Consider the following 26,156-nt stretch of genomic DNA (forward strand, 5'->3'; position numbering starts at 1 on the left):
ATGATTTCAGATTAAGCTAATCTTTAGGTACTATTCATATCGTTTTAAGCTAAGGGGGTTATAGTAATTACATAACCCCCTTAAATATAGACCTTGACCCTGCCGGACGTTGGCAGGGTCCTTTTTTTGTTGAGGAAGAGGACAGAGATCTGTAGATTAAGCCAATCTTTATCTACTATTCATATTCTTTTAAGCTAAGAGGGTTATAGTAATCACATAACCCCCTTATAATATAGACCTTGACCCTGCCATACGTTGGCAGGGTCCTTTTTTTATGTTCTTGCGCCATCCCGAAAACATAGGTAGTATACAGATTTTATCCACTAAGGACGGTATAATGAAGAAATCAGGGATGGCCAAAGAGTAGAGGAGAGGTTCACAAATGAATATGACATGGAATCTGGATAGCTTATATCCTTCCTTTGAGTCAGAGAAGTTAAAAGGGGATCGTGAGCTACTCGGTCAACTTATTATAGATTTAAAAACCTGGGCTGAGGGCAATCTAAAGCTTGAGGGTGTTTCCGTCGCAGCGATCGAGGACTTTCTAAGACTCTACAACGATTATAAAAGCGTATATGTATGTTTATTAGCCTATGCAGAGTTAACGCTTAGCGCAGACAGTAGTTCTGAGGAAGCCATGAATCTTGCTGATGATATTGAACATTTGAGCTCAGAGATTGCTGGGGTAGTTGCGGGTTTTAAACGATGGATTAGCACTTGTGAACACATAGATGAGCTTATTGTTAGCTCAACTTATCTTCTGAAACATCAATTTTATTTAAAGGAGCTTCTTCTGCAATCCCGTTATGTGTTAAATGAGGAAGTGGAAGTTGCGATTGCCAGAATGCAGAGCACGGGTTCCAAAGCGTGGGGAAGGCTCTACATGGAGAGCGTATCGAGTACACTTGCAGATGTGGTAGTACAAGGGGAAACTAAGAAAGTAACGCTTGCAGAACTAAGGAGTATGGCCTATGAGAATAACGTTACATTAAGAAAAGCGGCTTATGAAGCCGAGGCTGAAGCTTGCAGTCGTATTGCTGGGGTTTGTGCAGCTTGCATGAATGGAATAAGTGGTGAGGCGCTAACGATTTATGGCATGCGTGGATATCAATCTTCTCTGGAAAAGGTGTTAGTGGCATCGCGAATGGACAGTGAAACTTTATCGGCAATGCTCGCCGCTCTTCAGGAGAGTTTGCCAGCTTTTCATACCTATTATCAAAAGAAAGCCGAACTGCTGGGACATTCCACAAAGCTGCCTTTTTACGATATTTTTGCACCGATTGGCGAAGAAAGTGTAAAAATCTCTTACGAAGATGCTCAAAAAACAATTGTCTCTAGCTTCGGAACCTTTAGCGAGGAATTGGCCAATTTAGCTCAAAAGGCTTTTGATCAGCAATGGATTGATGCAGAACCTAGAGCGGGTAAGGGTGGATATGGGCTCTGCATTGATATTTTTCCGATAGGCGAGAGCAGAATCATGACACAGTTCACTGGAAATGCTATAGATATTAGTATTCTTGCCCATGAGCTCGGCCATGCATATCATAGCTCCTGTCTGGGAAAAGAAACGATGCTGAACACTGATTATCCGATACCGATTGCCGAAACGGCTTCGATCTTTTGCGAGACGATCGTAAATCAGGCACTACTCACTAGTTCGACCAAGAAGGAAACGCAGCTTCTATTGGAGAGAAGTATTTCCGATGCTGGGTATTATCTTGTAGACTTCTATGCCCGTTATTTATTTGAGCTTAAACTATATGAGAGAAGAACCTCGGGTCCGCTTCCTGTTCAAGAGCTGAACGAACTGATGATTGCTTGTATGGTGGAAGCTTACGGTGAGAGCATTGATCCTGATACGATCCATCCTTACATGTGGATGAACAAGGCCGGATATTTTATGGCTGGTTATGAATTTATGAACTTCCCGTATTCTTTCGGACTGTTATTCGCTAAAGGACTCTACGCAGAATATTTAAAAAAGGGCGAGGAGTTCGTCGCCCGGTATCGTCAGTTCCTTAGTGCTACCAGCAAGCATAATATTGCAGATGTAGCAAAGTTTATGAATATTGATGTACACTCCATTGATTTTTGGAGAGGTGCTTTAATGCTGATTGAAACCGATATTGAGGCATTCATCAGTACGACCTAAACAACTCTCCAGTTGTGATCACAGGTAGCTTCAATTTGGCCGCGTTTTTCAATGTAATTCGTGACAATTTCAGACATGTCGATCAGTACTTCTTTGACAATCGGCTTGCCCTTATACATCTCATAATCTCCACCGCCGCTTGCTCTATAGTTGTTCATAACAACATCATATTCCTTAGAGTCCTCTACAGGCTGCCCACGATGCAGCAGATGGAGGACTCTTTTGCCTACAGGTTTATTGATATGAAGCTCGTAGTGGATGCCTTCCCACATATCATAATTGTAATGTTGCGATTTAGGTTCTACATAAGCAGGGTTAACAATTACATTTCCCTCTAGATCCTTTTGAAAATAGTTGGCGGTTTGTTCCAGTGCCTCTTTTATATCTTGTCCGGTCAGTCTTAGCACAGTTAGCGTGTTAGGATAAATGAAGTTGGAAAGAATATCTCTCCGGGTAATGGTGTTACTGAAGCCCTTGCAATCGTTGCTGAGTAAAGCTGCTGTCGAGATCTCTACACCTGTAGCCTCCATTTGTACCTTATTCATGAATTCTATAAAGGGATGGTCAGCCAATCGGCATTCATCTGCACTAGAAATAGAAAGGTCACCGATAACTGTACCTATTCTCTCATCCAACCAGGCTTCTGTTTCTGATTCAAGCGTGCTGCTAAGCTCTAGAATTGTATCATCTACAGCGGTCTTGTCGTCTACAGCAAGGAGTTCCGCTTGTTTACTCTTAATCTTCCAACGTTCGTTTTCTTTTTGAAAGACTACTGAAATCTTACCGAGGGAATGTCCATTACAACCAGGCTGTATGATCGTCACACCATTTAGCTCACTAGCTATGAAGCGATGCTGATGTCCGGTAATTAATACATCTAAGCCTTCAACCTCTGTGCACATTGCATAGGCTTGATTCTCTCCAGTTAGTCTCTCTACAGGTTCACCACTAAGGAGGTCGCGCTCGAACCCGCCATGATAAGCTACAACGAGTAAATCGGGCTGTTCTTCTTCTCTAATAGTGGCACACCAAATCTTTACAGTCTCTAACGAATCCTTGAATTGAAGTCCTTCTATATGGACAGGATTCTCCCAGTGGGGAATGTAATGTGTGGTAACTCCTAGAATGGCTACTTTGATTTTTTTGTCTACCCATTTGATGATATAGGGTCTACCAAATGCAGGTTTACATGTCGCGCGATCTATAATTCCAGCAGATAACCAAGGAAATTTGGAATCCTGAATGGCTTTATTAAGCAGTGGCTTACCAAAATTAAATTCATGGTTACCAATAATTGCAGCGTCATATTTCAATTCATTCAATGCAGCTATGCCTGGATTTAGTTCGTCACTGTACTGTGTGGCTGCATAATAAGCTAGCGGTGTACCTTGAATAAGATCACCGTTATCGAGAAGTATTAGCTCTGGACAATGGGATCTTTCTTGTTTAATAAGGCTAGCAATGGTTGCTAAGCCTTTTTGTCGTTTCTCACCCGTGCGGTAATCAATGGGCCCTAAATGCCCATGTAGATCACTTGTTATGAGGATTTCGCAGGTTAAGGTGTTGTCTTTATTCATGGGTAGCCTCCTACGGATAATAAGTTCAGACCTCATTCTATCAGATAATTTGGAAATTTTAAGAGATTAAAATAAATTTTACATATATTTAATAGTTAGAGGCCTTAGATTTAATACAAAATATTTATAGTCTAGAAGTACTAAAAAAAAGAGAACAGTGGAGGTCTTTCGTTTGAGAAAAATAAGTAAATTCGTATTGCCGCTAATGATGTCTATTACTTTGCTTAGTGGTTGTGGTGCTAACAATACTACCAATACTGCAAACCAAGGATCGACGGATGGAGCAAATGCACCGAAGGAAACGGCAGCTCCTGTAGCAGAGGGTTATGTTCCAGAGAAGCTCACAGTACAATTTGTCCCTTCTCAAAATGCGGATACGCTCGAAGCTAAGGCGAAACCTCTTGAAAAATTACTGGGTGATAAACTCGGTATTCCTGTAGAAGTAAGTGTCTCTACTGATTACAACACTGTTATCGAAGCTATGGCTTCTAAAAAAGTAGATTTAGGTTTCCTTCCTCCAACAGCTTACGTATTGGCAAAAGAAAAAGGAGCTGCTGAAGTTATTCTTCAAGCTCAACGTTTTGGTGTAAATGATGAAACGGGTGCTCCGACAGATGAATTGGCTGACTTCTATAAATCTATGATTATTGTTAAGAAAGATTCTGCGATCCAATCCGTTGCCGATTTGAAAGGCAAAAAAATCGCTTATCAAAACGTTACATCCTCAGCAGGTTTTGTATGGCCGGCTGCAACACTAATGGATGCAGGACTTGATCCGTTGAAGGATGTACAAGCTATCACGGTTAAGGGACATGACCAAGGCGTACTTGCTGTACTGAACGGTGATGTAGATGCCGCAGCTATTTTCCAGGATGCTCGTAATATAGTCGTTAAGGATTATCCGAAAGTATTTGAAGATACTCGTGTTCTCGCTTTTACTGATAAAATCCCTAACGACACGATTTCGGTCCGTTCAGATATGAATAAGGAATGGATTGAGAAGATTCAGCAGGCGTTTATTGATATCGCTGCTGACAAAGAAGGACATGAGATTATCAAAGATATTTACTCGCATGAAGGTTATGTGAAGTCACAAGATAGCAACTTTGACATTGTTCGTGAATACAACAATAAAGTAAAAACAGAGTAGTTCAGGCCGTTCAAGGATACAACGATGTTGGTGTATAACAGGAACTAAGGATAGCCAGCTCCGGATTCCCCCCCGGACCTGGCTTTCTCTTTTATACGAATATACGAAAACACAAAAAGGAATGATTTTCATGATAGAGCTTCGTAATGTGTCCAAGACGTATCTAAACGGAACCAAAGGCTTAAACAACATTAACCTGACTATTCCAGCTGGAGAATTTGTAGCTATTGTTGGTCTTTCGGGTGCGGGAAAGTCAACCCTGCTACGTTCCATTAACCGGCTTCATGATATTTCAGAAGGTGATATTCTTATAAATGGGAAATCCATCACGAAGGCAAAGGGAAGCCAGCTCCGAATGATCCGTAGAAATATCGGAATGATCTTCCAAAGCTTCAACTTGGTGAAACGTACGACTGTGCTTCGTAATGTATTGGCAGGGCGGGTCGGCTATCATTCCACAATACGGACGATAATTGGCAAATTCCCACAGAAGGATATTGATTTAGCCTTTGAGTCTCTCGATCGGGTCAATATTGCTGAGAAGGCCTACACACGTGCAGATCAACTATCTGGAGGTCAGCAGCAGCGCGTGGCTATTGCTCGTGTTCTTGCGCAGGAGGCGCAAATTATCCTTGCAGATGAACCTGTCGCTTCACTGGATCCGCTCACGACCAAGCAGGTTATGGATGATTTGAAAAAGATTAATATGGAGCTTGGGATTACGACCATCGTGAATTTGCATTTTATCGACCTCGCTAGAGAATATGCCACCCGGATTATTGGGCTCCGGGCAGGAGAAGTGGTCTTCGATGGTCCTGTATCCGAGGCCACCGATGAGAAATTTGCTGAGATTTACGGCAGACCGATTCATCAGGATGAGTTGTTAGGTGAGCCTGTAAGCGGAGGCATGTGATATGAGTGTGAATGCAGAGAAGTTACATCCCAAACCGCCAAGAAAGATAAAGCATTATTTTACAGCTATTATATTAGTAGTATTACTGTGGAGAAGTGCGGTCTTGACCGATTCATCCATTGGAGAGCTGCTCTCCGGTCTGCCAAATATGCTGGATCTGCTTAAGGAAATGTTCCCTCCAAACTGGGGGTATTTTGACAATATTATAGATGCGATGCTGGAGACGATCCGGATGGCATTGGTCGGTACAACGTTTGGTGCCATTCTGGCGGTTCCCATTGCCTTGCTGTGTGCAAGCAATATTACGCAAAGCCGATGGCTTCATTATCCGGTACGTATGCTGCTGAATTTGATCCGCACAATTCCCGATCTACTGCTGGCTTCTATTTTTGTCGCCATTTTTGGCCTCGGTGCGCTTCCGGGAATATTTGCTTTGACGGTATTTTCGCTAGGGCTGATCGCCAAGCTTACCTATGAATCGTTGGAGACGATTGAACAGGGACCTTTGGAAGCAATGACTTCAGTCGGAGCGAATAAGACTCAACGAATTATGTTCGGCGTCATTCCGCAGGTACAGGCTCATTTCATGTCTTATGTGTTGTATGCCTTTGAGATTAATGTCCGTGCTGCAGCAGTTTTAGGTTTGGTAGGCGCGGGTGGAATCGGCCATTACTATGAAGTGACATTAGGCTTTTTAGAATACGATAAGACTTGCACCATCATCTTGTTCACATTAGCAGTAGTCTTGATTATTGATTATGTAAGCACTAAGCTGCGGGAGAAATTAATATGAGTAAATCATGGAATACCCTAGTACCCAAACCTCGTAAAAATCGTTTCCGATGGCTGATTTATGTAGCATTAGCGGCAGTGTACATCTGGGCTTTTTCGGGAGTGCCGTTTAATGGATTTAAAGAAACCGCTGGGATCATTACTAAGGCCATCTTTGCCGGGATATTCTCTCCTGACTGGGCCTTCGTTTATTTACCGGATGGGGAGGATCTGCTTCGAGGATTACTTGAGACGTTGGCTATTTCAATTTTAGGGACTTTTATCTCGACCTTCATATGTATCCCCTTTGCTTTTTGGGCTGCGGTCAACATGAGCAAGGGAAAGGCGATTTCGGGCTCCGGCAAGCTAATATTAAGCTTTATACGGACATTCCCTGAGATCATTATGGCTTTGCTGTTCATCAAGGCTGTTGGGCCGGGTTCATTTGCGGGTGTACTGGCTCTAGGACTGCATTCCGTCGGCATGCTCGGCAAATTGTTCGCGGATGAGATTGAGAATATTGATAACGGTCCGCTCGAAGCCTTAATCTCTTCTGGTGCCAGCCGCATGCAGGTGTTATGGTTTGCTGTTGTGCCGCAGGTATTGCCAGGCTTTCTATCCTACACTTTATACAGATTCGAAATTAACGTTCGCTCAGCTACGATTCTGGGTGTGATTGGAGCAGGCGGGATTGGCACACCGTTAATCTTCGCCCTCAGTTCACGGAATTGGGACCGTGTCGGAATTATCCTGCTAGGTATCATTGCGATGATTACGATTATTGATCTGATTTCCGGCATGATTCGGAAGAAGCTAGTGTAACAGAATCGCATAATTACATGTTAGACAAAGACCTCCTTAGGGTATGAATCGAGCCTATGGGGGTCTTTTTATGATTAGCGTACTATTCGGAAAAGCTATATAGAAGTAATAATACTTTTTGTGTTAACATATGTTGGTCTATCAGAATTGTAATGAAGGAGTTGAAGGTTTGGAATCTGCGCTTATTGGCAGCTTTGTATCAGCAATGGCTACGGTTCTTGGAGCGTTTCCGATCCTGTTCGTGAAGAGGTTATCTGAGAAATGGAAGGACGTTCTAGTTGCTTTTACTGCAGGTATAATGGTATCGGCTTCTACATTTGGACTCATGCCGCAAGCGATTAAAGAATCGGGAATTATCGCATTAACCTTGGGCCTGATTACAGGAGTTCTACTGCTTGATTTAATTGAAAAGAACATCCCGCATATCGACGTGGAGAATAAACCCGGATATACCAATATGGATTCCAAGGCGTTGCTCGTTTTGATTGCATTGTTCATTCACAATATACCAGAAGGTCTTAGTACGGGATTCAGTTATGCCAGTGAGCAGGCGAGTCTGGGTCCCACCGTGGCCATAGCGATTGGTGCGCAAAATATGCCTGAAGGATTGATTCTCGCAGTCTTTCTGATGAATTCTAGAACAACTAAGTTAAAAGCATTGGGAATCGTTACGCTTACCGGACTTATGGAAATGGTATCTGCGGTTATTGGGTATTTTACGGCGAGTTACCTACAGAATGTAGTGGGCTATGGTCTTGCTTTTGCCGCCGGGGCTATGCTATTCATCGTCTATAAGGAACTTATTCCAGAGAGTCATGGTCATGGTTACGAACGGCCTTCGACGTATTCGTTTATCTTTGGATTATTGATTATGGTGTATATTACGCAGATATTTGGGTGAGTAGGATAGAAGGGATTCCGGTGAATCCTGTCGAACAAGAGTAGTTCTGATGACAACACTTAAACTTGAAAAGCTACCTTTTTACACCTTACTTATTTTTATTGTTGCTGGATCTATAGGAGCGGGGTATTTTTATACCCGTTCCTTTTTGGCGTTGTCTGCTGTGCTCTATGGAGTAACGGCCCTGTATATTTTTAATGCTAGAAAGCTTACGCTTCTACCGATCCATGGCTTCTTACTTGCATTCATTCTGTTATATTGGCTTGCAGTAGGAAGTGCTGTTGATCAAGAACAGGCTGTGCTGGAAGCGATCAAGGTCTCCTTGCTCTTGCCCGTATCCTTATTATTCTCAAGTCTCTCTGGGAAAAGGCGTGATCAGATCTGGGTGACTTGGGTCTGGAGTGGCGCAGGATTAACTCTTTGGGGGCTGGTCTTTGGTTTATTTCGGGAGGGACGGCTGGAATCGACGCTGGGATATGCGAATGTTTTTGCTGTGATTGTTGCTGCGGGAATGGCAGCAGGCTGGCGTGCTTTTATGCGTTCAAATCAAAAAAAGTATGTTGTGCTGTGTTTAATACAGCTATGTGGATTATTATTGTCGGGCTCTAGAGCGGTACTGATCCTGGTTGTGATGGGGGCCATCGCCTTTGTATGCATAAATAGGAAGAACAAACCTACAGCGCTGTTAGGTGGTGGAGCGCTAATCGTTCTAATCCTGGTGATTGTTGCAGGAATGATCATGAACAGCGGTGGAAGCGTCCGAGAAATGACTTGGAATGCTTCGGAGTTTGAGTTACGCCGTATTTATTGGTCAGATGCTTTTCAGTTATGGAAAGAGCATTGGCTGGCAGGTATTGGCGGTGGCGGTTTTGCAATTTTATACCCGTCTGTGTATGTAAAATATGTACATCAACAATTTTTGCAGGTTGCATTGGATGCCGGAGTGTTCGGGGTATTGGTGTTCATCGCTATGATTGGTTCTGCGTTAAATGCGGCAATGCGTCAAGGACGAAAAGGTGTTGAGGTAATCCTAGCATTGTTACTATTCTGTGCCCATCTGGCATTCGATATTGATCTGGCATATCCTCTCGTATTCGGGTTGTTTATTATGTTGCTGACCAGTATGGAGATGGAGGGATATAAGCAGAAGGAGTTTCAACTAAAACGATTGTTATTTGTATCTTGTGCCATATTAGGAACTATCATTTCTTGCTGTTTGGTTTGGATGATTGTTGGATATACGCAACTTGTCAAGGGAGAATCGGCAATATCTGAGGGCAACTGGAGTAAGGCAGAAAAAAACTTGCAATCCGCAGAAGAAATTCTTCCGTGGTCTCATGAGGTGCATTATCAATTCGCAGATTTTTATTCGCATCTAGCGCAATTGGAAGGGAGCAAGGCGCACCTAGAAAGGGCTATAGAAGAACTCACAATCGCCTCCTCTATGACTCCGGACAATAGAAGGTATATAGAGATGTTGAAGAAAGTGGAGAATAGTCGATAATAGCATGGTTTATATGAAAAAATACATTGTTATTTGTTAGATTCTACCTTAATATAGGGAAATATTTCCAACGCATACATATTTAAAATAGGAGGAGTTTATCTGCGGAACACCATTCGCAAAATTAGCGCTTCACTAGCAGTTCTAATGCTGCTAACCTTAACGGCCCCGGTATTGACCTATGCTGCTAGTATGCTGAAAGTGTACTATAACGCAACAACAGGTGAAATTTCCGGGGTTATTTACTCTGATCAGAAGGACATTGATTTAGTTCTGGATCAAGGAGGAGAGAAATATCAAGTACCTTCGTCGGTACTCGGAGAGGTATATCATTCCGAAAGTAATAATCTATATTGGGCTGATGTTAAAGGAACTATTGCTCCAGGTCTACAGCCAGGGAATGCCATCGTTACGGCGGGGGATACAAAAGATTTTGCTGCAAGTGTGACGGGTGATGTGTATTCGTTTGCAGATGAACCATTGCCTCCAATTATTCAGTCTTGGGGCTCATGGATTAATATTGATAAAAGCTCAGCGGATGTCCATATTTCTTGGGAAAAACCAAACAGTATAGGAATCTTATTTTACAATGTTTATAGCAAAGATAAGCTGATTGCAACGACTAAAGAGACATATGTTACGATTCCCGATCTACCTTATCATTCCATGCAAGAATTCAAGGTTACTACAGTAGATTTGTTGGGGCGAGAGTCTGCTTATTCCACGCCCCGTACTTTACGTGTTTCAGGAGCCATGAATGAGGCTGAATTTCTTTTTAGTGGAAAAGAGGCTGGATATGCGCTTCAACCTAGTGATGAGATCGCTACCTTGAAGTTATCGGGTGATTCGCAAAATGGAACAACAAAAGGTTGGAATAGCTTACAACTTTCTTTCGGGGGTGTTTATTCAGAAGGTAAGTTTTCGCAATTAACGGTCGATAAAAATGAAGTTAATGCTTCTGATTTTGAATTGGTCGCAGATGATGGAGCTATCATTTCGGTAAATTATCTTCATAATTTTGATGGTTATTTCTTCTTTATTTTCGATGAAGAACTTAAAATGGATAAACAGTATACGTTGAGACTCAGTTCGTCAGCTTCCGGTAAAGAGATTAAGCTGCCTGATGCGAATTCTCGCAAATTCAGTGCCTATTTGTACGTGGATGTATATAACAAGAATGTTAATGAATATTCTTATGACTACAGATACTCAGCAAACAATATCGTTATAGGTGATCCATATGCTCCTGCCAAGCCTACAGAGCTAAAAGCATCTGGCGATGGTGGTTTATATGTAACATGGGAGAGTAATAAGGAAGCGGATTTGGACGGATATTTGGTATGGCTTGATGGTAAGCTGCTTACAGAGAAGCCCATTCATCAAACTAGCTATAAAATTGAGGGATTAACGAATGGCACAACATATCATGTCAACGTTGCTGCTGTAGATAAAGTCGGAAATCGCTCTTTACAAGCCTACATCTTCCCAGTTCCGTTGGCTTCTGGTAACCCTAGTGGACCTAGTAATCCAGGTAGTCCTGGTGGAGGTGGCGGTGGAACTCCAACCGTAACCGATACAACGACTACAGCTCCTGTCCTAAGTGTGGTCGACAAAGCTGGAGTCACTAAGCCTCTCAACACTGTATTAAAGAGTGAGAACAACAAGGTGACGGTTTCCGTTGCAACTGACGTCAAACAATTATTACTACCTGTTGCAACAGCTGTAATTAATAAAGACAATGCACTAATTGTAACAAAAGATGATGTATCACTCCAAATTCCGGGTTCGGTTTTGGAACAGCTGAAGGGTTCCATTTCAGCAGAGCAATTGAAAAATGCGAGAATCTCAGTAGGATTCACTCCGATAAGTGCTGAAGATATCGCCAAGATTACAGGAAAATCAGCGAATACTGTAATTACAGTAGCTGGTGTAGCTTATGACTTTACGTTGTCACTCCTTACGACAGACGGTAAAGAGACAAAGCTTACTCAGTTTAATGCTCCAATTACCCTGAAGTTGAAAGTGAACGAAGGTAGTAACTCGAAATTGACGGGTGTCTATTACTTGAGTGAACAAGGGGAACTACAATATATTGGTGGCCAGCTGGATAATGGCTATATAACAGTAGTTATTAGTCACTTCAGCAAATATGCCGTACTGCAATATGATAAATCGTTTAGTGATGTTCCTTCTACACATTGGGCATCTCAAGTGATCAAATCTATGGTAGCACAGCAGGTGGTAACTGGAACAAGCGACACTACCTTCTCACCGAATCAGCAGGTTACACGCGCTGAATTTGCAGCTTTTATTGCTCGTAAATTGAACTTGAAAGCCACTGGAGCAAGTCGGTTTGCTGATGTAGCTTCTTCCAAGTGGTATGCGGATGAAGTAGCAGCAGTAACTGAAGCGGGAATTGTTAGCGGCCAGTCAGAGGCGAAGTTTGCGCCTGAGCGTACGATTTCCCGTCAGGAAATGGTTGTGATGTTGATGAAGGCTTATGTCTACAAGAACAACACGACCTTGAATGCAGGAGAGTCAGATCGTCCGTTTGCTGATGGTTCGGATATCGCAGAGTGGGCTAAGCCTTATGCTACTGCCGCACAGAAGCTTGGATTCTTGCAAGGAAGCAACGGCAATAAGCTCGAGCCTCATAAGAATGCTACCCGTGCTGAAGCGGTACAATTGATTTCTAAACTCTAATCTAAAATGTTTAAAAAGACGGCCAATGAAATCCAGAGCAGCTTAAGCTGCCTGACCTCATTGGCCGTCTTTATGGTTTAATCTATAATTATCCTCGCAAAATCGTCTCGATTTGCTCCAGCTCTTCTGCGCTTAGCTCCGGTGCATTCAAGGAAGCGACTGCATCTTCAATCTGGCTCACCTTACTTGCGCCGATCAGAGCAGAAGTGACTTTACCTCCCCGGAGTACCCAAGACAACGCTAGCTGAGACATTTTTTGTCCACGTGCAGCAGCAATCTCGTTCAGTTTGCGAACTTTAGCGATCTTCTCTTCCGTAATGGCATCTTCGGACAGGAATACACTTGGTCCAGCAGCGCGAGAATCAGGAGCAATTCCGTTAAGATAGCGGTCGGTCAGAATGCCTCCTTGTAGTGGAGAGAACACAATCGATCCGATACCCTCCTCAGTTAATACATCCTGCAAGCCATCTTCAATCCAGCGGGACATCATGGAGTAGTTAGGTTGATGAATCAGGCATGGCGTTCCAAGTCGACGCAGAATTTGTGCCGCTTCGCGTGTCTGTTCAGGGTTGTAATTCGAAATCCCAACATACAGCGCTTTACCTTGACGTACAATAAGATCCAGCGCAGCCATAGTCTCTTCCAGTGGTGTATTCGGATCTGGACGGTGGTGATAGAAAATATCTACATAATCAAGGCCCATACGTTTCAAGCTTTGGTCTAGACTGGAGACGAGATATTTCTTGGAGCCCCATTCGCCATAAGGACCGGCCCACATATAATATCCGGCTTTAGTCGAGATGACCATTTCATCACGATAAGGAGCAAGATCCTTCTTAAGGATTTGACCAAAGCTTTCTTCTGCGGAGCCAGCTGGAGGACCGTAGTTATTAGCGAGATCAAAATGAGTGATTCCAAGATCGAAAGCTCTCCTTGCCATGGCGCGACCATTCTCGAATAAGTCGTTTCCGCCAAAGTTATGCCAAAGTCCTAGCGAGATCGCCGGAAGGAGTAGACCGCTTTTTCCAGTGCGGTTATATTTCATATTGTCATATCTGGTAGCGCTTGCGTTATACATCATTATTTCCTCCTAAAAAGACTTATTTCTGATTACGTTACGTCCTTATTGTAGCGAAAGATCCCGGACAAACGTATGTCAGCAAGGAAGAAGTTTATAGCACAATGTCATTTTCGAGATGACGGATACGGTATTCTTTTGGAGAACAACCTTTCACCTTCTTGAACATTCGCGAAAAGAGTAAGGGGTCCTGATAGCCGACGGAACGCGAGATCTCACCGATAGTACAGAGGGTTTCTGTCAGAAGCTCGCATGCTTTAGCGATACGGTAATTCAATAAATACTGCTGTGGTGGCATACCAATGGTCCGTTTGAACAAGGATGATAAATATTTGCGATCCAGCTTGAGAGAAGAAGACAGCATTTCCACCGAAATGTTCTCACAATAATGTGTATGCAAAAAGTGGAGACTTTGCTCGACGTAAATACTCTTTTGACGCGGTAAAGGTAGTACATCCGGAACAGCTGGCACCGCTTGTAGCAAGAGGGAGAAAAACTCATACATGATCGCTTTTAGCGGCAGGTCAAGACAATCCGAATTGTCGGCTGCTTCTGTCAGGCGTTCGTAGAGATTAGGCATAAGCTGTTTATCCATCGGGAAGATTGGCTGCTCAGGGGTCAAGGAGGTTTTGGATAAAATATATGATACCTGTTCTCCGGTAAAGGCTACCCAGGAATAGATCCAAGGATTGGTCAGGTCCGCTGCATAAGAAGTAACGATATGAGGGTAGGTAAGAAAAGCTTGTCCCGCTTGCAGGATATGGGTTTGTTCACCTACAGATACCTTTCCAGTTCCCTCATGAATGAAATGTATTTTGTACACGTCACGAACTCCGGGTCCGAAAAAATGCCCAGGTAGACACTGCTCCCGCCCCCAGTAATGGAGATGCAGATCGGGATTACCTCTGAAGGGACGCTCAGAATTATAATTAAATATCGCCATGAATGCTTCAGTCTCTTTCTTTTATAGAGTTAACCAAGGGCAAATTTGCCCGTCTTCTTTTATTATACAGTATATTTTAGCAGGGACATTACTTGGAATACTTTATGAATTCTGAGATAGAAGTTTATCCCTGCCCAGTTTGGTTAAGTAAGCTATGAAGCTGAACGTATGAGCTAACTTCGATCACTAGGAGGTAATGGAGATGAATAAGAGAATAGTGGGTGTCTTTGCTGCCGAATACGAAGCTTCGAGGGCTATTGAAGAGTTGAAACGTCAAGGCTGCAGAACAGAGGACATATCGATTATCGCGAGAAATTCAGAGAGTGCGGATACGCTTAGAGATGAATCAGGGACCCAAGCGCCGGAAGGAATAGCTACTGGTGCAGCTACGGGTGGTCTGCTGGGTGGATTAACTGGGCTCTTGATGGGGATAGGCGCTCTGGCTATTCCAGGCATCGGACCGATCATTGCAGCCGGACCGCTTGCGGCAACACTTGCTGGAGCGGCAATAGGTGCAGGCAGCGGTGGATTAGTTGGCGGTCTTATTGGACTTGGCATTCCTGAAGAGGAAGCCAAGCGGTACGATAACTATGTAGATGAAGGCCATATTCTTGTAATGGTGGATGTGGAGGGCGAGCAGAAAGAGGAAGAAGTGAAGCGGATCTTCGTACAGCATAATAGTCTGAATGCGGACCGTTTTGAGGATATTGCGAATATGAATACAGCTGAGAATCGAAATTATGATGGCAGTGTAAAGGAAAGTGATGCGCTCCGGGCAGCTGATCAACAAGAGGCGAGAAATCTAGCTCAAGCTACCGGAACCTTGGATGCTATGGATACCTTAGCTAGTGAGCGCATTAGAAATAAATAAGAGATGATTATCTATTTAGTAATAAAAACAGACTATTTCACTAGCCAAGGGTGAGCTGGTGAGATAGCCTGTTTTTTTGTGTAATGCTATAAAGAGGCAACATTCTGTCTAACGGTTAGTCCATCCGGTATTTCTTTGCCAGGCAGGAAATGAATGCTACGGATGTAGCGGATTGTTCGACTCTGTGCCCGCATGATGACCGAATGCGTCTCAGCGCGCTCTTTGCCGATAAAACGGACACCGTTCAGAAATTCACCTGAGGTTACGCCAGTGGCGGCAAAGAGTACGTCGCCTGTGCCAACCATGTCCTCCATGTATAACACTCGTGTAGGATTAGAGATTCCCATACGGACGCAGCGCTGCTGCTCAAGAGGTCCATCGGGAAGCAAACGGCCCTGCATTTCTCCACCAAGACATTTCAGTGCGGCAGCTGCAAGGACGCCTTCAGGTGCTCCGCCCGAGCCCATGTACAAATCGACATCGCTATCCGGCAGGGCTGCCGCAATAGCGCCAGCCACATCGCCGTGACCGAGTAGCTTAATCCGTACACCCGCTTCTCGAAGACTATGAATGAGCTGCTCATGCCGTTTGCGGTCAAGTACCATTACAGTTAGCTCGGAGAGGGACTTGCCACTGAAGAGGCATGCTTTCTGGAGAGTGACCTCCACAGGGTCTTCAAGACTAAGCTTCCCGGCAAGCTCAGGACCGCAAGCGAGTTTCTCCATATAAATGTCTGGAGCATGCAGCAGGCTGCCCTTATCTGCTATGGCAATCACGGATTGGGCATTGTGAAGACCACAGGCCACCACTTCAGTGCCTTCCAGAGGATCGACGGCTACATCGACAGACGGGCCCTTTTGATTCCCGACTTTCTCGCCAATATAGAGCATTGGAGCATCATCCATCTCTCCTTCACCAATGACGACCGTTCCGTCGATGGAGACAGAATCAAACATGGAGCGGATGGCAGTCGTGGCTGCATCATCTGCCGCATTTTTATCTCCCCGCCCGATCCAGCGAGCTGAGGATAATGCACCTAGTTCAGTTACCCGTACAATCTCAAGAGCCAGTTCGCGATCCATTCTAATTCCCTCCAGTACATCCCATAAATTTTAACTGAATGTTAGATATAACCCATAATAATACCAGCGGTTTCTTCTATAGCTTTGTCGGTAATATCGATTACAGGACAGCCTAGCTTATTGAACAGAGAAGAGGCATATTCCATCTCCTCTGTAATCCGCTCCAGACTTGCATATTGGGAGCCAGTCGGTAACCCAAGCACCTTCAGCCGCTCGGAGCGAATCTTCAGCATATACTCCGGCTTCATGGTTAGTCCGATCAGTCGGTTCGACGGCAAGCTTAGCAGCTCTTGCGGAGGAGCAATTTCTGGAATAATCGGATAGTTAACGACCTTTTTCCCCCGATGGGCCAAAAAGATACTAAGTGGTGTTTTTGAAGTACGGGACATCCCTAGTAGAACGATATCGGCCTTCAGCATAGCGCCGAGATCGCGACCATCATCACAGGCAACTGTGAATTCGATAGCCTCCATACGGCGGAAGTAGTTCTCATCAAGCTGGTGCAATAAACCCGGTCGCTGTTGAGGAGCGTCGTCAAACGTATCAATGAAAGCTTGCATCATTGGGCCCATGATATCGACGATACGAAGGTCAAGCCGTACAGCCTCTTCTTTAATCATTTCTCTTAGCTCCGGTTGCACCAGCGTATAGACGACAAAACCTTTATGCTGCGCGGCTTCTTCCATAAGCTTCCGGAGCTCATCTTCATGTCTAATGTTCCCGTATCTTTTGATGGTGATCTGCTGATTCTGGAATTGATGAATGACGGCCTGCACGACAGCTTCCGCCGTATCTCCTATAGAATCTGAGCAGATCGTTATTAGGTTGGAAGATTGCTCGATGCTCATGAATTCCTCCTGTTATCCTTTGGCTTCTAGTTCGAGGAGAAGTTTTACGATAGCAGTTTTCGTCAAGCGTCCTATGACATCCAGTTTCGTACCATTGTCTTCTGTGACGCTGGGAACAACTACCGGTAAACTATCTACCTCGTGAAAAATCATTTTATGTGCGGCATCAAGCACCGTCTCATCCGGTGAAGTTGTGACTACTTTGGGCTGGCGTGTCATGACCATGCTTACGGGCATGGAGACAGCACCCGGATTGCCAAGGGTTACTTTCAGGAAATCCTTACGTGAAGCAACACCGGTGAGCTTGCCCTCTTCGTCACAAATAATAAGGGTGCCAACATCCTGTAGAAATAGCGTAACTACGGCATCTTGAACCGTAGTAGTCTCACGGATAATAATAGGTACACTTTGAATCTCTTTTACCTTTGTCTCCTGCAACAAATAATTGCTCCCCAGACGATTAGATGATTTGAGTCCCGGGAAGTAACCGACTTTAGGTTTAGCATCGATATATTTGAGCATAACCAGAACAGAGAGATCGGAGCGAATCGTTGGCCGTGTTAAATTCAGACATTCGGCAATCTGTTCGCCGGTAATCGGAGCTCTTTTGTTCACAATATCAATGATTTCTAGTTGACGTGATGTCAGTTCGATCGCAATTCCCTCCACTTCAGATAAAAAGGCATTCCTCTTTAGAAAAGAAGCGCCGTTAAGCGAATCCTCCTTTCATATATGAGTCATATATAGATGTTTTTAATTTAACTTGGTTATATAATACGCAATAGTGGTCATAAATGCAATATATAGTACGTCATATATTCATTTTTTTTGACGCAGATGTACGGACCCTACGCTTTAACATTAATTGTTTCAAGGCATCAGCATTGACCAGGATGGTCCCAGCAATGATAGTGAATACACCGAGGATCGTAACCCAATTCACGGCTTCATGATAAAAGAAAAAGCCAACCCCTACGGCAATTGGTGGAGAGATATAGAGCCAGGTAGAGGGAAACACAGGATTTGTCTTAGCGACGAGCCAGTAGAACAACGAATGACCGACCATCGAGCCGATTACGATTAGATAGAGCAGTGAACCTGCGATCTCGTAAGAGAGCAGAAACTCAGGATGTACATTTTCGGTGGCTAAGGAAAGAATGAATAACAGCACTCCACCATACATCATTTGGGCTGCATTTAGTGCGATTGGAGAGACCTCAGGCATACTGTTGATTACTTTTTTAGAATAAATCGCACCTACTGCGTAACAGCATTCCCCAATGAGGACAGCTGCGCAGCCGATGAGCCATAACGGTGAAATATCAACGACAAGATTAGGAAGAACGAGCAGCAGTACGCCGGTCAACCCGATGATACAACCATATAGGGAGATGGCAGGTGCTTTTTGACGAAGAATAGAAGTTTGGAGCAACAGAATCATGATCGGACCTGTGGCAGAGAGTACAGCTGCTAACCCGGAAGATACATATTGTTCAGCCCAGTAGAGACCTGCAAAGGTGCCAAAGGTTAACGCAGATCCGGTGAAGAGCATTTCTTTACGCAGGAGCAGGGAGAAGCTAGCTTTTCGTTTCCAGACCATCCATAGAAATAGAACAGCGCCTGCAACAAAAAATCGCAAGCCTGCTGAAAAGAAGGGCGGCGCACCGGCATCCACACCGATTTTGATAGCTAGAAAGGTCGTGCCGAAGATCAGACATACAAGTGCATAAGCGAATAAGATCATTTTGAAAGTCCCCTTTAGTGTGTGTATATAACGATCCTTGAACCAGTTCGTTAATCATATAGGGGAGAACACAGAACAGATGATGTTGAATAGAACAGATGACTTCGAAAATCGTGTACAATACTGTAAATAGGAGTTGTTCGGAGAGGAGTTGCAGTGAGGTGAAAAAGTCAGCGAGCGTGGAGAATAATCATCCCTTGTTTCGGCAGGTATATGAATTTCTAGTGAATCGCATGGAGCGAGGGGAGTGGGGGGCACATGATAAGCTTCCTTCTATACGGCTGCTGGCGGAGGAATTACAGGTACATCGACTGACAGTATTCAAAGCGTATAGAATGCTGACAGAGGATGGAAAAGTTTATGTAAAAGATAAATCAGGTTATTACGTATCGCCTGTTAGCTTGGTTCCTATTGTAGAAAAAGGAGCAGCAGTGACTGCCTATGCGCTCACTAATCCTCTTTCGGATATACAGAGAATGCCTGCTAAGTATCAGTTCTCACAGGCGCTGATTGATCCAGGTCTTTTGCCAAATCTTTTTCTATCCGACTATGTCAAAAAAGTGTTCGATTTATATCCCAAGGTCATGGGGACGTACTCTTCGGTTCAGGGAGATGAGGAGTTACGGGAGACGCTTAGTCGTCATTTTCGGAAGAAGCATCGGCTACAGTTATCCTCGGAAGAGCTGCTTATTACTTCAGGTGCGCAGCAGGCGATCAATCTGATTGCACGAATTGTGCTCGGGCCTATGGACACGGTGCTTGTGGAGCGACCAACCTACAGTGTGGCCATGGATATTTTTCGCCGGGAGGGGGCAAGGCTGGTTCCGGTGGAGATCACTCCGATGGGCTACGACTTGGAGGAAGTTGAAGCGCTGATGAAAAAGCATAGACCGCGCATGTTCTATATCAATCCGACTCATCATAACCCAACTGGATATACGGTGCCAGCGCAGCAACGTAAACTGTTGGTCGAGCTTGCCGAGCGTTATCGCTGTCTGTTAGTCGAAGATGATCCGTTCCGCGATATGTATTTTGAAGAGGAGCCCCCGCCGCCCTTTTTTGCTTACGATACCGAAGGTTGGGTGATCTATATTAGCAGCTTCAGTAAATATGTAGCCCCAGGCTTACGGATCTGTGCGGTGGCTTGTCGCTATCCGTTTATGGAGCGCTTGATCACGGCCAAATCACTCGCGGACAATGGTACTCCGCTGCTTAACCAGAAGATATTCCTACATTACTACACGTCATCACGTTTGCAACAGCATCTCGGTAAGCTACGCATTGCACTTCAGGTGCATAAGGAGATTGTAGAGGAGGAGCTGGCTGGGACTGGGTGGGAGTGGACGCCTCCGCAAGGGGGCTTGAATTTATGGGTGAAGCTGCCGGACCATCTTTCGGCGGATCGACTGTTTGCCTCAAGTATGGCCCAGTCGATTGCTTTTGTGCCAGGAGAGTTGTTTGATCCTCTTGGTGAGATGAAGTCGAGGATTCGAATAAGTTACTCTTTTGCAAGCGAAGGGGTGCTACGTGAGGGGATTCAGCGGATGATTGCAATTGCGCGGGGGTTATGAGTAGGTACAGTAGACATGAGGAACTAATGAAGACTATTTAGGATGGAAGAGATTAGACTTGTATAACTTGTTTGGAAATTGTTGTAACACTTTCTTCTTCTGTTCCGTCTGTAGAGTAAAGAAGGAGGTTATTATGATGTTTAAGGCTAAGTTACGCAGTCCACTTATGATGTTCCTAAGTATAACGTTAATATTTATGGCCTTGCTGACGGTGCGTCCCTCCGTTACTTATGCGTGTTCCTGTGTTGTACCTGCGGAGCCACTTGAGGCGCTGGAGTCAAGTTCAGCCGTCTTTACTGGGAAAGTAGTGGACAAAAAGGAGCCAAAGGGGACTATAATCTCATCTGCGGATCCAGTAAAAGTAACCTTTGAAGTCGATTCCAGCTGGAAAGGAATTAAGGGGAATAAAGTTACCTTGAGTACTGCTTTATCGTCTGCCAGCTGTGGGTTTGAATTCGTGGAAGGGGAAAGTTATATCGTCTATGCGTATGCTAATGACGAAGATGACTCTGGTAAATTAGAGGCCAGTTTATGCAGCCGAACGAAGCTGCTTGCCTCGGCATCAGAGGATCTGAAGGAGCTTGGACCTAGTATATCGGCAGGTACTCCTACAGCTTCTCCGGAGGTAACATCAAACCATTCGCCGAAATCCGAAACTGGGAATAATGGGGCGACTGAAGTTGAGGGGAAACCAGCTGCGGAGAGTGACTCTTTTCCACTTGTGAATGTAGGGATCAGTGGAATCATTATCGTTTTGATAGCGATAGCTGGCGCTGTACTCTACCGTCGTAGAGATGGTGGAACGCGTAAGAAATAACGCTTTAACTGTAGGTTCACGTTATGTCGTGATGAAATAAGCGGTCGCCCGGGAGTTGTTTGGGCGACCGCTTATTTGTTTGAGCTGACCTTAAATAGGTGGTGGGCGGTGTGGGTACTGGTGCTTAAGTATAGCTCGGGTCATCAAAACTCGAAGTAAGTGAAATCCTTCTTAAAATTGTCGTGGTTTACTCGATATTATCGATAATTAGGGAGAATCTCCCTGATTTAATCGTATTTTTCTCTATATGATCGATAATTGGGGAATTCCTCCCTAAAATTCTGCGGAAATGCCCTATTTTTCCTATAATCGACTAATTATTAGGGAGAATTTCCGCAAAAAGTTTAATTTGCGCTTATAAAGTTCGAATTTGGGGGAGAATTTCCCTAATTATGAGTTCAAGGAGGGCAGAATTTTGTGAAATACGGTGAACATTAGATGTTGTAAGGTGAGACAAAGTAAATTTAGCTAATGTAAGTTGAAATCAGTTAAAGTTCGCTGCTGTAAGATGAATTCATGCTACAAGCTTCGTCACACCCACCCGAATAACCGAGCAAGCTGAGCGACAGCAAACGTAACACCAATGGCGATGCCAAGCGGGATGACTGCTGAGAGAACAGCCCACTTCATGCTTTTCGTCTCCTTATAGATGTTCACGAGTGTAGTGCCGCAAGGATAGTGGAGCAGGGAGAACAACATCATATTAAGTGCGGTCAGCCAAGTCCAGCCATGTGATAAAAAGACATCTTTGATGCTGCCCAAGCTATCGATATCGACCATAGCACCTGAGGACATATAGCCCATAAGCAGAATGGGCAGTACGATTTCATTCGCAGGAAGTCCAAGAATAAACGCCATAATGATAAAGCCATCCATGCCGAGCATGTGTGCAAAAGGATCGAAGAATGCAGCCATATGATTCAGGACAGAATCTCCACCAACAAACAGGTTGCCAAGAATCCAAGTGATAATACCGGCAGGGGCAGCAACGACGATGGCACGAGTAAGTACATTAAGGGACTTATCTTTAGAGGAAATAAGTATGGTCTTCCAAATTTGTGGACGACGATAGGGCGGGAGCTCTAGTGTATAGTGCGTTGGAACACCGCGTAGCGCAGTTTTGGACATGACCCAGGAAACCGTCAGGGTAACGATGATGCCGATCAGCACCATCCCCATAAGTACGGAGGCGGTGGTGAGGGTACGGAGTGCGCCTGTCGTAGCCGCTCCTGCCATGAATAAGGAAGACAATAGAATTAATGTCGGCCAGCGGCCGTTACATGGAACGAAATTGTTAGTCAAAATCGCGAGCATCCGTTCACGCGGCGATTCGATGATTCGGGTGGAGAGGATCGCGGCGGCATTACAGCCGAAACCCATAGACATGGTCAAAGCTTGCTTGCCGTGACCACCTGATTTTTTGAACAACCGATCCATGTTAAAAGCAACCCTCGGCAGATACCCGAAATTCTCAAGCAGCGCAAACACTGGGAAAAATATCATCATTGGCGGCAGCATGACGCTGATGACCCAAGAGGTTCCTCGATATAATCCCAGAACAAGTACACCGTGTAGCCAAGCGGGGGCATGGATCGCCTCAAATCCGGCAGTGAGATAACCTTCGATGAAGCCGAAGAAGGAAGCAAGCCAGCTTGAAGGATAGTTGGCGCCGGCAATCGTAATCCAGAATACGATACCGAGGATGGCGAGCATAATGGGGAATCCCCATATTTTTGAAGTTACGATATTATCTAGCTTATAAGTGCTGTTCAGCTTCTTCTTATCCTTATAGGTGACTGCATCCCCGCAGATGCCTGCGGATACGCCATAGATACCACTGACAATCTCATCCCGTATCGCTCCGCCGTCAGCGAGCTTTTTCGCTGTGGACAGCAAGGAATCTAGAGGATCTAATCCCTTAGTGATATGCGGTGACTCCATGACCGATGACCTCCTTTACTTCAGGTAATTCTTTATTCTTCATATTCTCTTTAAGTGAGGTAAGAAGGCTGTCATCACCATCTAACAGGCGCAATGCAATCCAGCGGGCCGGGTATTTGCTGCCAATGGTTTGTTCTACCAGCGGTGTAAGCTCTGCAATTCCTCGTTCAATCTCCTCGTTGTACGTAATACGCAGTGGCTGTGCAGTGAATGCGCCTGTAGCCACTCGCTCCACCTGATCCAATAACGCCTCAATACCGATTTTATTGCGAGCTGATATCGCTACAACAGGCACGCCGAGACGTTTGGAAATACGTTTCAGATTGATGTCGATACCAAGTTTACGGGCTTCGTCGATGAGGTTGATGCAGACTACAGCCCGCCCGGTAATCTCCAGCACTTGCAAGGCAAGGTTGAGATTTCGTTCTAGCGAGGTAGCGTCGAGAACAACTAGTGTCACATCGGGCTGTTCAAAAATAATATAATCTCTAGCCGCTTCTTCATCAGCAGAATTCGAGTACAGCGAATACGTACCAGGAAGATCTACTGCGAGGTACGTATGGTCCTTATGCTTAAACTCGCCTTCAGCGGTAATGACGGTTTTACCTGCCCAGTTTCCTGTATGCTGGCGCATGCCGGTCAGCAGATTGAAAAGCGTGCTTTTGCCAGTGTTAGGATTGCCTGCAAAAGCGACTGTGAAATGACTCATGCTTCTACACCTCCGATGACTTCTCCAAATATTAAAGAGCTTTCTTCTCTACGTAATGCAATGGTCGTGTTGCTTACCCGAAAAGCTATAGGATCTCCTAAGGGACTACGCCGTAACACCTCAACGGCATTACCGACTACAAACCCGAGATCCAGTAATCTTCTTCTAAGCACACCCTGAACTTCAATGCCGCTGATACGCAGTGTGCTTCCTTTAGCCGCTTCTGATAAAGGAATACTAGCTCCAGACATTAGATCCCCTTCTTTCATTTATTAATATTTGTATTTTTATGGTTATTGTTTTGTGCATTGGAATTTTTCTTGTGGTCTGACACAATATTAGTATATGTGAACAACTTTGTCCCTGCAACAAAAATGTTTCCTTAAGGCAAAATTAATTCAGGCTCAAAAAAGCCCCTAACGGAAAGAAGGCTTGCGCTCTCCAGCCGAGGGGCTAAGGTTGAGTCTACTTATAGGCTTGTCTTTAATTGGGATAGTCTAATCCAAGTTTTTATTAGCCGTGAAGTTACGTCCAGCTTCCAAAATCAAGCGTGCGTCCAGTCTCTACTAAAGTCTTGGTATTACTTAGAACCTGCCACCAAGCGCTGATGCTGCCTGCATACGAAGGATCTTCAGGATGCCATTCATCATGGATAAGCGTGAGCTTAGTAGTTCCGCCCACCGGTTCAAGCAGCCAAGAAATACGCGACTCATATCTTTCATGTCCTTTATGATAGGAGGGGCCGACCTTATGTGTGAAACGCAGTGCTTTTTGTGGGGTGAACTCCAGCAGAGTCCCATAGACATGCAGCGTTTCATCTCCATCTGCACCCGGTCCGATGTATTCCAGTAATTCTCCTTCTTTGAAGGTTGAACGAATAACGCTGCCGTAATAAATCTGCTTCGTAGCTTCCGGAGAGATTAAGGTTTCCCATACCTGCTCAGGTGTTCCGCCAATATAAAATTCATAGTGTAGTTCCTTCATTCGTTATTCCTCCTTGATTTATAGGTTCATTTATTCCCTCAGACTCATTTACACTATACAAAAGGATCACTGACAACTACGGTCAGTGATCCTAAAGTAATTTATGTCTTATAATGAGCTGCTAAATTGGAGGCTATGGAGGCTAGTCTTTCTCTTAGTGAGGAAGGCTCCATGATTCGTAATGTGGTTCCATAAGGCAACAAGAAATAGGGTGCATAAGTCAGTAAAGAAGTTTCGTCCACTTGAAAGCGGGCTTGTCCTTCCATGCGCTGTACCAGCGTATGTCCGAACAACCAATGACTGCATAGATCATTCAAGACTCCCTCGTCGGATGCGATGACTACTGTAACTAGTTTCTTTTCAGTATTGCGTGCAGGCAGTAAGCTCTTTAACAAAAAATCACGTGCAGAGAAGTCAGCAGGACGGGCGAACACAGCTTCTGTACGGTGCAGTTCAATGATTCTATCCACCCTGAAACTACGAATCTCATGTCTCTCGTAGCAGTAAGCTACGGTGTACCATTGGCCCTTCCAGAGTACAAGTCCGTAAGGATCAATGGCACGGGATGATTTGGTTTCTCCATTACCCTTACGATATTCCATTTGCAGGGTGTATCCATTCGCTGTCCCCAATTCCAATTCTTGAATCAGATGGCTAAGCGGCGGGGAAGGAGAATGGATCGTCTCAATGCCATTCTCATGGCGCTCCATTTGTTCTAATTGCTGGGCATTGCTGTATCTTTTCAACTTGGATAGGGCTCGGTCCAGAGCTTCAACATAAGGATATCCGGTCCCCCTGGCAAAAGAAGAAGCTTGTAGAAGGGCACGCTGCTCTTCGGAGTCAAAGAATAATGGAGCCTCAATAAAATGCTCTGGTAAGCTGTAACCGCCACCAGGCCCGCTATCCGCAATAACGGGTACACCACTGATGCATAACGCATCGATGTATCTGTACACAGACCGAACACTGATCTCTAACGCTTCTGCTAGTTCTCCGGCGGTTCTTCCCCGCTGCTTGAGCATCCAAAGAATGGATAACATATGATCAGCCTTGGACATAAATCTGGAGCCTCCTT

The 26,156-nt window shown here is 44.7% G+C and carries 23 protein-coding genes; 11 read left to right on the forward strand and 12 right to left on the reverse strand.

Translation table 11 applies throughout. The features are described 5' to 3' along the window. Nucleotides 1-382: 382 nt before the first annotated feature. Nucleotides 383-2,152, forward strand: coding sequence for a M3 family oligoendopeptidase (locus tag MKY19_RS05270; protein ID WP_339800969.1), 1,770 nt, complete (start codon nt 383-385; stop codon nt 2,150-2,152). Here the strand turns inward: MKY19_RS05270 and MKY19_RS05275 are convergent. Then, a complete protein-coding gene (locus tag MKY19_RS05275) occupies nt 2,149-3,729 on the reverse strand; it encodes a bifunctional metallophosphatase/5'-nucleotidase (RefSeq protein ID WP_339800972.1) in 1,581 nt (526 codons plus the stop codon). The two genes, MKY19_RS05270 and MKY19_RS05275, sit on opposite strands and share 4 nt — an antisense overlap. A 172-nt stretch (nt 3,730-3,901) precedes the next feature. On the opposite strand from MKY19_RS05275, the gene MKY19_RS05280 reads away from it, so the two are divergent. The 7 genes from MKY19_RS05280 (at nt 3,902) to MKY19_RS05310 (ending at nt 12,493) form a co-directional block, all read left to right on the forward strand. Then, the gene (locus MKY19_RS05280; RefSeq protein WP_076283973.1) at nt 3,902-4,879 is read left to right on the forward strand and encodes a phosphate/phosphite/phosphonate ABC transporter substrate-binding protein; all 978 of its coding nucleotides are present in this window, start codon (nt 3,902-3,904) and stop codon (nt 4,877-4,879) included. Between the two features lie 130 nt (nt 4,880-5,009). After that, a complete protein-coding gene (gene phnC / locus MKY19_RS05285) occupies nt 5,010-5,792 on the forward strand; it encodes a phosphonate ABC transporter ATP-binding protein (protein WP_076283974.1) in 783 nt (260 codons plus the stop codon). Between the two features lies 1 nt (nt 5,793). Next, nucleotides 5,794-6,585 carry a phosphonate ABC transporter, permease protein PhnE gene (gene phnE / locus MKY19_RS05290; protein WP_339800977.1) on the forward strand — a complete coding sequence of 264 codons (792 nt, stop codon included), beginning with the start codon at nt 5,794-5,796 and terminating at the stop codon, nt 6,583-6,585. Continuing rightward, on the forward strand, nt 6,582-7,385 hold the full coding sequence (phnE, locus tag MKY19_RS05295) for a phosphonate ABC transporter, permease protein PhnE (RefSeq protein WP_042185360.1): 804 nt from the start codon (nt 6,582-6,584) through the stop codon (nt 7,383-7,385). Before phnE (MKY19_RS05290) ends, phnE (MKY19_RS05295) begins: the two co-directional genes overlap by 4 nt. Nucleotides 7,386-7,554: 169 nt before the next feature. Further along, complete coding sequence (locus MKY19_RS05300; protein ID WP_042185362.1) at nt 7,555-8,286, forward strand: ZIP family metal transporter; 732 nt, start codon at nt 7,555-7,557, stop codon at nt 8,284-8,286. A gap of 49 nt (nt 8,287-8,335) precedes the next feature. After that, complete coding sequence (locus MKY19_RS05305) at nt 8,336-9,790, forward strand: O-antigen ligase family protein (RefSeq protein WP_339800979.1); 1,455 nt, start codon at nt 8,336-8,338, stop codon at nt 9,788-9,790. A 147-nt stretch (nt 9,791-9,937) separates the two neighbouring features. Beyond that, nucleotides 9,938-12,493: an S-layer homology domain-containing protein gene (locus MKY19_RS05310; RefSeq protein ID WP_339800982.1), complete on the forward strand. Its 2,556-nt coding sequence runs from the start codon at nt 9,938-9,940 to the stop codon at nt 12,491-12,493. Nucleotides 12,494-12,581: 88 nt separating this feature from the next. Here MKY19_RS05310 and MKY19_RS05315 read toward each other — a convergent pair whose 3' ends face one another. Continuing rightward, on the reverse strand, nt 12,582-13,574 hold the full coding sequence (locus MKY19_RS05315) for an aldo/keto reductase (RefSeq protein ID WP_042185364.1): 993 nt from the start codon (nt 13,572-13,574) through the stop codon (nt 12,582-12,584). 91 nt (nt 13,575-13,665) lie between these two features. Next, nucleotides 13,666-14,514 (reverse strand): AraC family transcriptional regulator, encoded by an 849-nt coding sequence (locus MKY19_RS05320; protein WP_076299197.1) that lies wholly within the window; start codon nt 14,512-14,514, stop codon nt 13,666-13,668. Nucleotides 14,515-14,716: 202 nt separating this feature from the next. Here MKY19_RS05320 and MKY19_RS05325 point away from each other — a divergent pair, with 202 nt between their 5' ends. Next, nucleotides 14,717-15,385, forward strand: a complete 669-nt coding sequence (locus MKY19_RS05325) for a general stress protein (RefSeq protein WP_339269149.1) — start codon at nt 14,717-14,719, stop codon at nt 15,383-15,385. Between the two features lie 86 nt (nt 15,386-15,471). Here the strand turns inward: MKY19_RS05325 and glpX are convergent, their stop codons facing one another. The 4 genes from glpX to MKY19_RS05345 all read right to left on the reverse strand — a co-directional run bounded on the left by glpX (nt 15,472) and on the right by MKY19_RS05345 (nt 19,059). After that, nucleotides 15,472-16,467 (reverse strand): class II fructose-bisphosphatase, encoded by a 996-nt coding sequence (gene glpX / locus MKY19_RS05330; RefSeq protein WP_076283979.1) that lies wholly within the window; start codon nt 16,465-16,467, stop codon nt 15,472-15,474. Nucleotides 16,468-16,508: 41 nt separating this feature from the next. Further along, nucleotides 16,509-17,309, reverse strand: coding sequence for a pyruvate, water dikinase regulatory protein (locus tag MKY19_RS05335; protein ID WP_170880255.1), 801 nt, complete (start codon nt 17,307-17,309; stop codon nt 16,509-16,511). 18 nt (nt 17,310-17,327) lie between these two features. Further along, entirely contained in the window at nt 17,328-17,984 is a 657-nt protein-coding gene (locus MKY19_RS05340; protein ID WP_149646549.1) for a helix-turn-helix transcriptional regulator, read from the reverse strand. Nucleotides 17,985-18,126: 142 nt separating this feature from the next. Next, entirely contained in the window at nt 18,127-19,059 is a 933-nt protein-coding gene (locus tag MKY19_RS05345) for an EamA family transporter (protein WP_042185373.1), read from the reverse strand. A gap of 161 nt (nt 19,060-19,220) precedes the next feature. Between MKY19_RS05345 and MKY19_RS05350 the strand changes: the two genes are divergently transcribed. Continuing rightward, a complete protein-coding gene (locus tag MKY19_RS05350) occupies nt 19,221-20,630 on the forward strand; it encodes a PLP-dependent aminotransferase family protein (protein WP_339800987.1) in 1,410 nt (469 codons plus the stop codon). A 133-nt stretch (nt 20,631-20,763) separates the two neighbouring features. Further along, complete coding sequence (locus tag MKY19_RS05355) at nt 20,764-21,447, forward strand: hypothetical protein (RefSeq protein ID WP_339269156.1); 684 nt, start codon at nt 20,764-20,766, stop codon at nt 21,445-21,447. A gap of 531 nt (nt 21,448-21,978) precedes the next feature. On the opposite strand, the gene MKY19_RS05360 is transcribed toward MKY19_RS05355, so the two are convergent. The 5 genes from MKY19_RS05360 to MKY19_RS05380 form a co-directional block, all read right to left on the reverse strand. Then, nucleotides 21,979-23,388: a nucleoside recognition domain-containing protein gene (locus MKY19_RS05360; protein ID WP_339269158.1), complete on the reverse strand. Its 1,410-nt coding sequence runs from the start codon at nt 23,386-23,388 to the stop codon at nt 21,979-21,981. Further along, nucleotides 23,366-24,097, reverse strand: coding sequence for a FeoB small GTPase domain-containing protein (locus MKY19_RS05365; RefSeq protein WP_339800991.1), 732 nt, complete (start codon nt 24,095-24,097; stop codon nt 23,366-23,368). Before MKY19_RS05365 ends, MKY19_RS05360 begins: the two co-directional genes overlap by 23 nt. Then, nucleotides 24,094-24,348: a FeoA family protein gene (locus MKY19_RS05370; protein WP_042185387.1), complete on the reverse strand. Its 255-nt coding sequence runs from the start codon at nt 24,346-24,348 to the stop codon at nt 24,094-24,096. The genes MKY19_RS05365 and MKY19_RS05370 overlap by 4 nt, the downstream gene beginning before the upstream one ends. A 274-nt stretch (nt 24,349-24,622) precedes the next feature. After that, on the reverse strand, nt 24,623-25,081 hold the full coding sequence (locus MKY19_RS05375) for an SRPBCC domain-containing protein (RefSeq protein WP_339269162.1): 459 nt from the start codon (nt 25,079-25,081) through the stop codon (nt 24,623-24,625). 101 nt (nt 25,082-25,182) lie between these two features. Further along, nucleotides 25,183-26,139, reverse strand: a complete 957-nt coding sequence (locus tag MKY19_RS05380) for a YafY family protein (RefSeq protein WP_339800996.1) — start codon at nt 26,137-26,139, stop codon at nt 25,183-25,185. Nucleotides 26,140-26,156 lie beyond the last annotated feature (17 nt).

The sequence above is a fragment of the Paenibacillus sp. FSL R5-0744 genome (genome assembly GCF_037972555.1).
Lineage (GTDB): Bacteria > Bacillota > Bacilli > Paenibacillales > Paenibacillaceae > Paenibacillus_AQ.

Excerpts from the sequence above, each read along its gene's own strand:
- MKY19_RS05305 (WP_339800979.1), top strand. The coding sequence starts at position 8,336 with ATGACAACACTTAAACTTGAAAAGCTACCTTTTTACACCTTACTTATT.
- glpX (WP_076283979.1), bottom strand. The coding sequence starts at position 16,467 with ATGGATCGCGAACTGGCTCTTGAGATTGTACGGGTAACTGAACTAGGT.
- MKY19_RS05380 (WP_339800996.1), bottom strand. The coding sequence starts at position 26,139 with ATGTCCAAGGCTGATCATATGTTATCCATTCTTTGGATGCTCAAGCAG.
- MKY19_RS05365 (WP_339800991.1), bottom strand. The coding sequence starts at position 24,097 with ATGAGTCATTTCACAGTCGCTTTTGCAGGCAATCCTAACACTGGCAAA.
- MKY19_RS05375 (WP_339269162.1), bottom strand. The coding sequence starts at position 25,081 with ATGAAGGAACTACACTATGAATTTTATATTGGCGGAACACCTGAGCAG.
- MKY19_RS05275 (WP_339800972.1), bottom strand. The coding sequence starts at position 3,729 with ATGAATAAAGACAACACCTTAACCTGCGAAATCCTCATAACAAGTGAT.
- phnE (WP_042185360.1), top strand. The coding sequence starts at position 6,582 with ATGAGTAAATCATGGAATACCCTAGTACCCAAACCTCGTAAAAATCGT.
- MKY19_RS05310 (WP_339800982.1), top strand. The coding sequence starts at position 9,938 with ATGCTGCTAACCTTAACGGCCCCGGTATTGACCTATGCTGCTAGTATG.
- MKY19_RS05320 (WP_076299197.1), bottom strand. The coding sequence starts at position 14,514 with ATGGCGATATTTAATTATAATTCTGAGCGTCCCTTCAGAGGTAATCCC.
- MKY19_RS05345 (WP_042185373.1), bottom strand. The coding sequence starts at position 19,059 with ATGATCTTATTCGCTTATGCACTTGTATGTCTGATCTTCGGCACGACC.
- MKY19_RS05370 (WP_042185387.1), bottom strand. The coding sequence starts at position 24,348 with ATGTCTGGAGCTAGTATTCCTTTATCAGAAGCGGCTAAAGGAAGCACA.
- phnE (WP_339800977.1), top strand. The coding sequence starts at position 5,794 with ATGAGTGTGAATGCAGAGAAGTTACATCCCAAACCGCCAAGAAAGATA.
- MKY19_RS05315 (WP_042185364.1), bottom strand. The coding sequence starts at position 13,574 with ATGATGTATAACGCAAGCGCTACCAGATATGACAATATGAAATATAAC.
- MKY19_RS05270 (WP_339800969.1), top strand. The coding sequence starts at position 383 with ATGAATATGACATGGAATCTGGATAGCTTATATCCTTCCTTTGAGTCA.
- MKY19_RS05360 (WP_339269158.1), bottom strand. The coding sequence starts at position 23,388 with ATGGAGTCACCGCATATCACTAAGGGATTAGATCCTCTAGATTCCTTG.
- MKY19_RS05325 (WP_339269149.1), top strand. The coding sequence starts at position 14,717 with ATGAATAAGAGAATAGTGGGTGTCTTTGCTGCCGAATACGAAGCTTCG.
- phnC (WP_076283974.1), top strand. The coding sequence starts at position 5,010 with ATGATAGAGCTTCGTAATGTGTCCAAGACGTATCTAAACGGAACCAAA.
- MKY19_RS05355 (WP_339269156.1), top strand. The coding sequence starts at position 20,764 with ATGATGTTTAAGGCTAAGTTACGCAGTCCACTTATGATGTTCCTAAGT.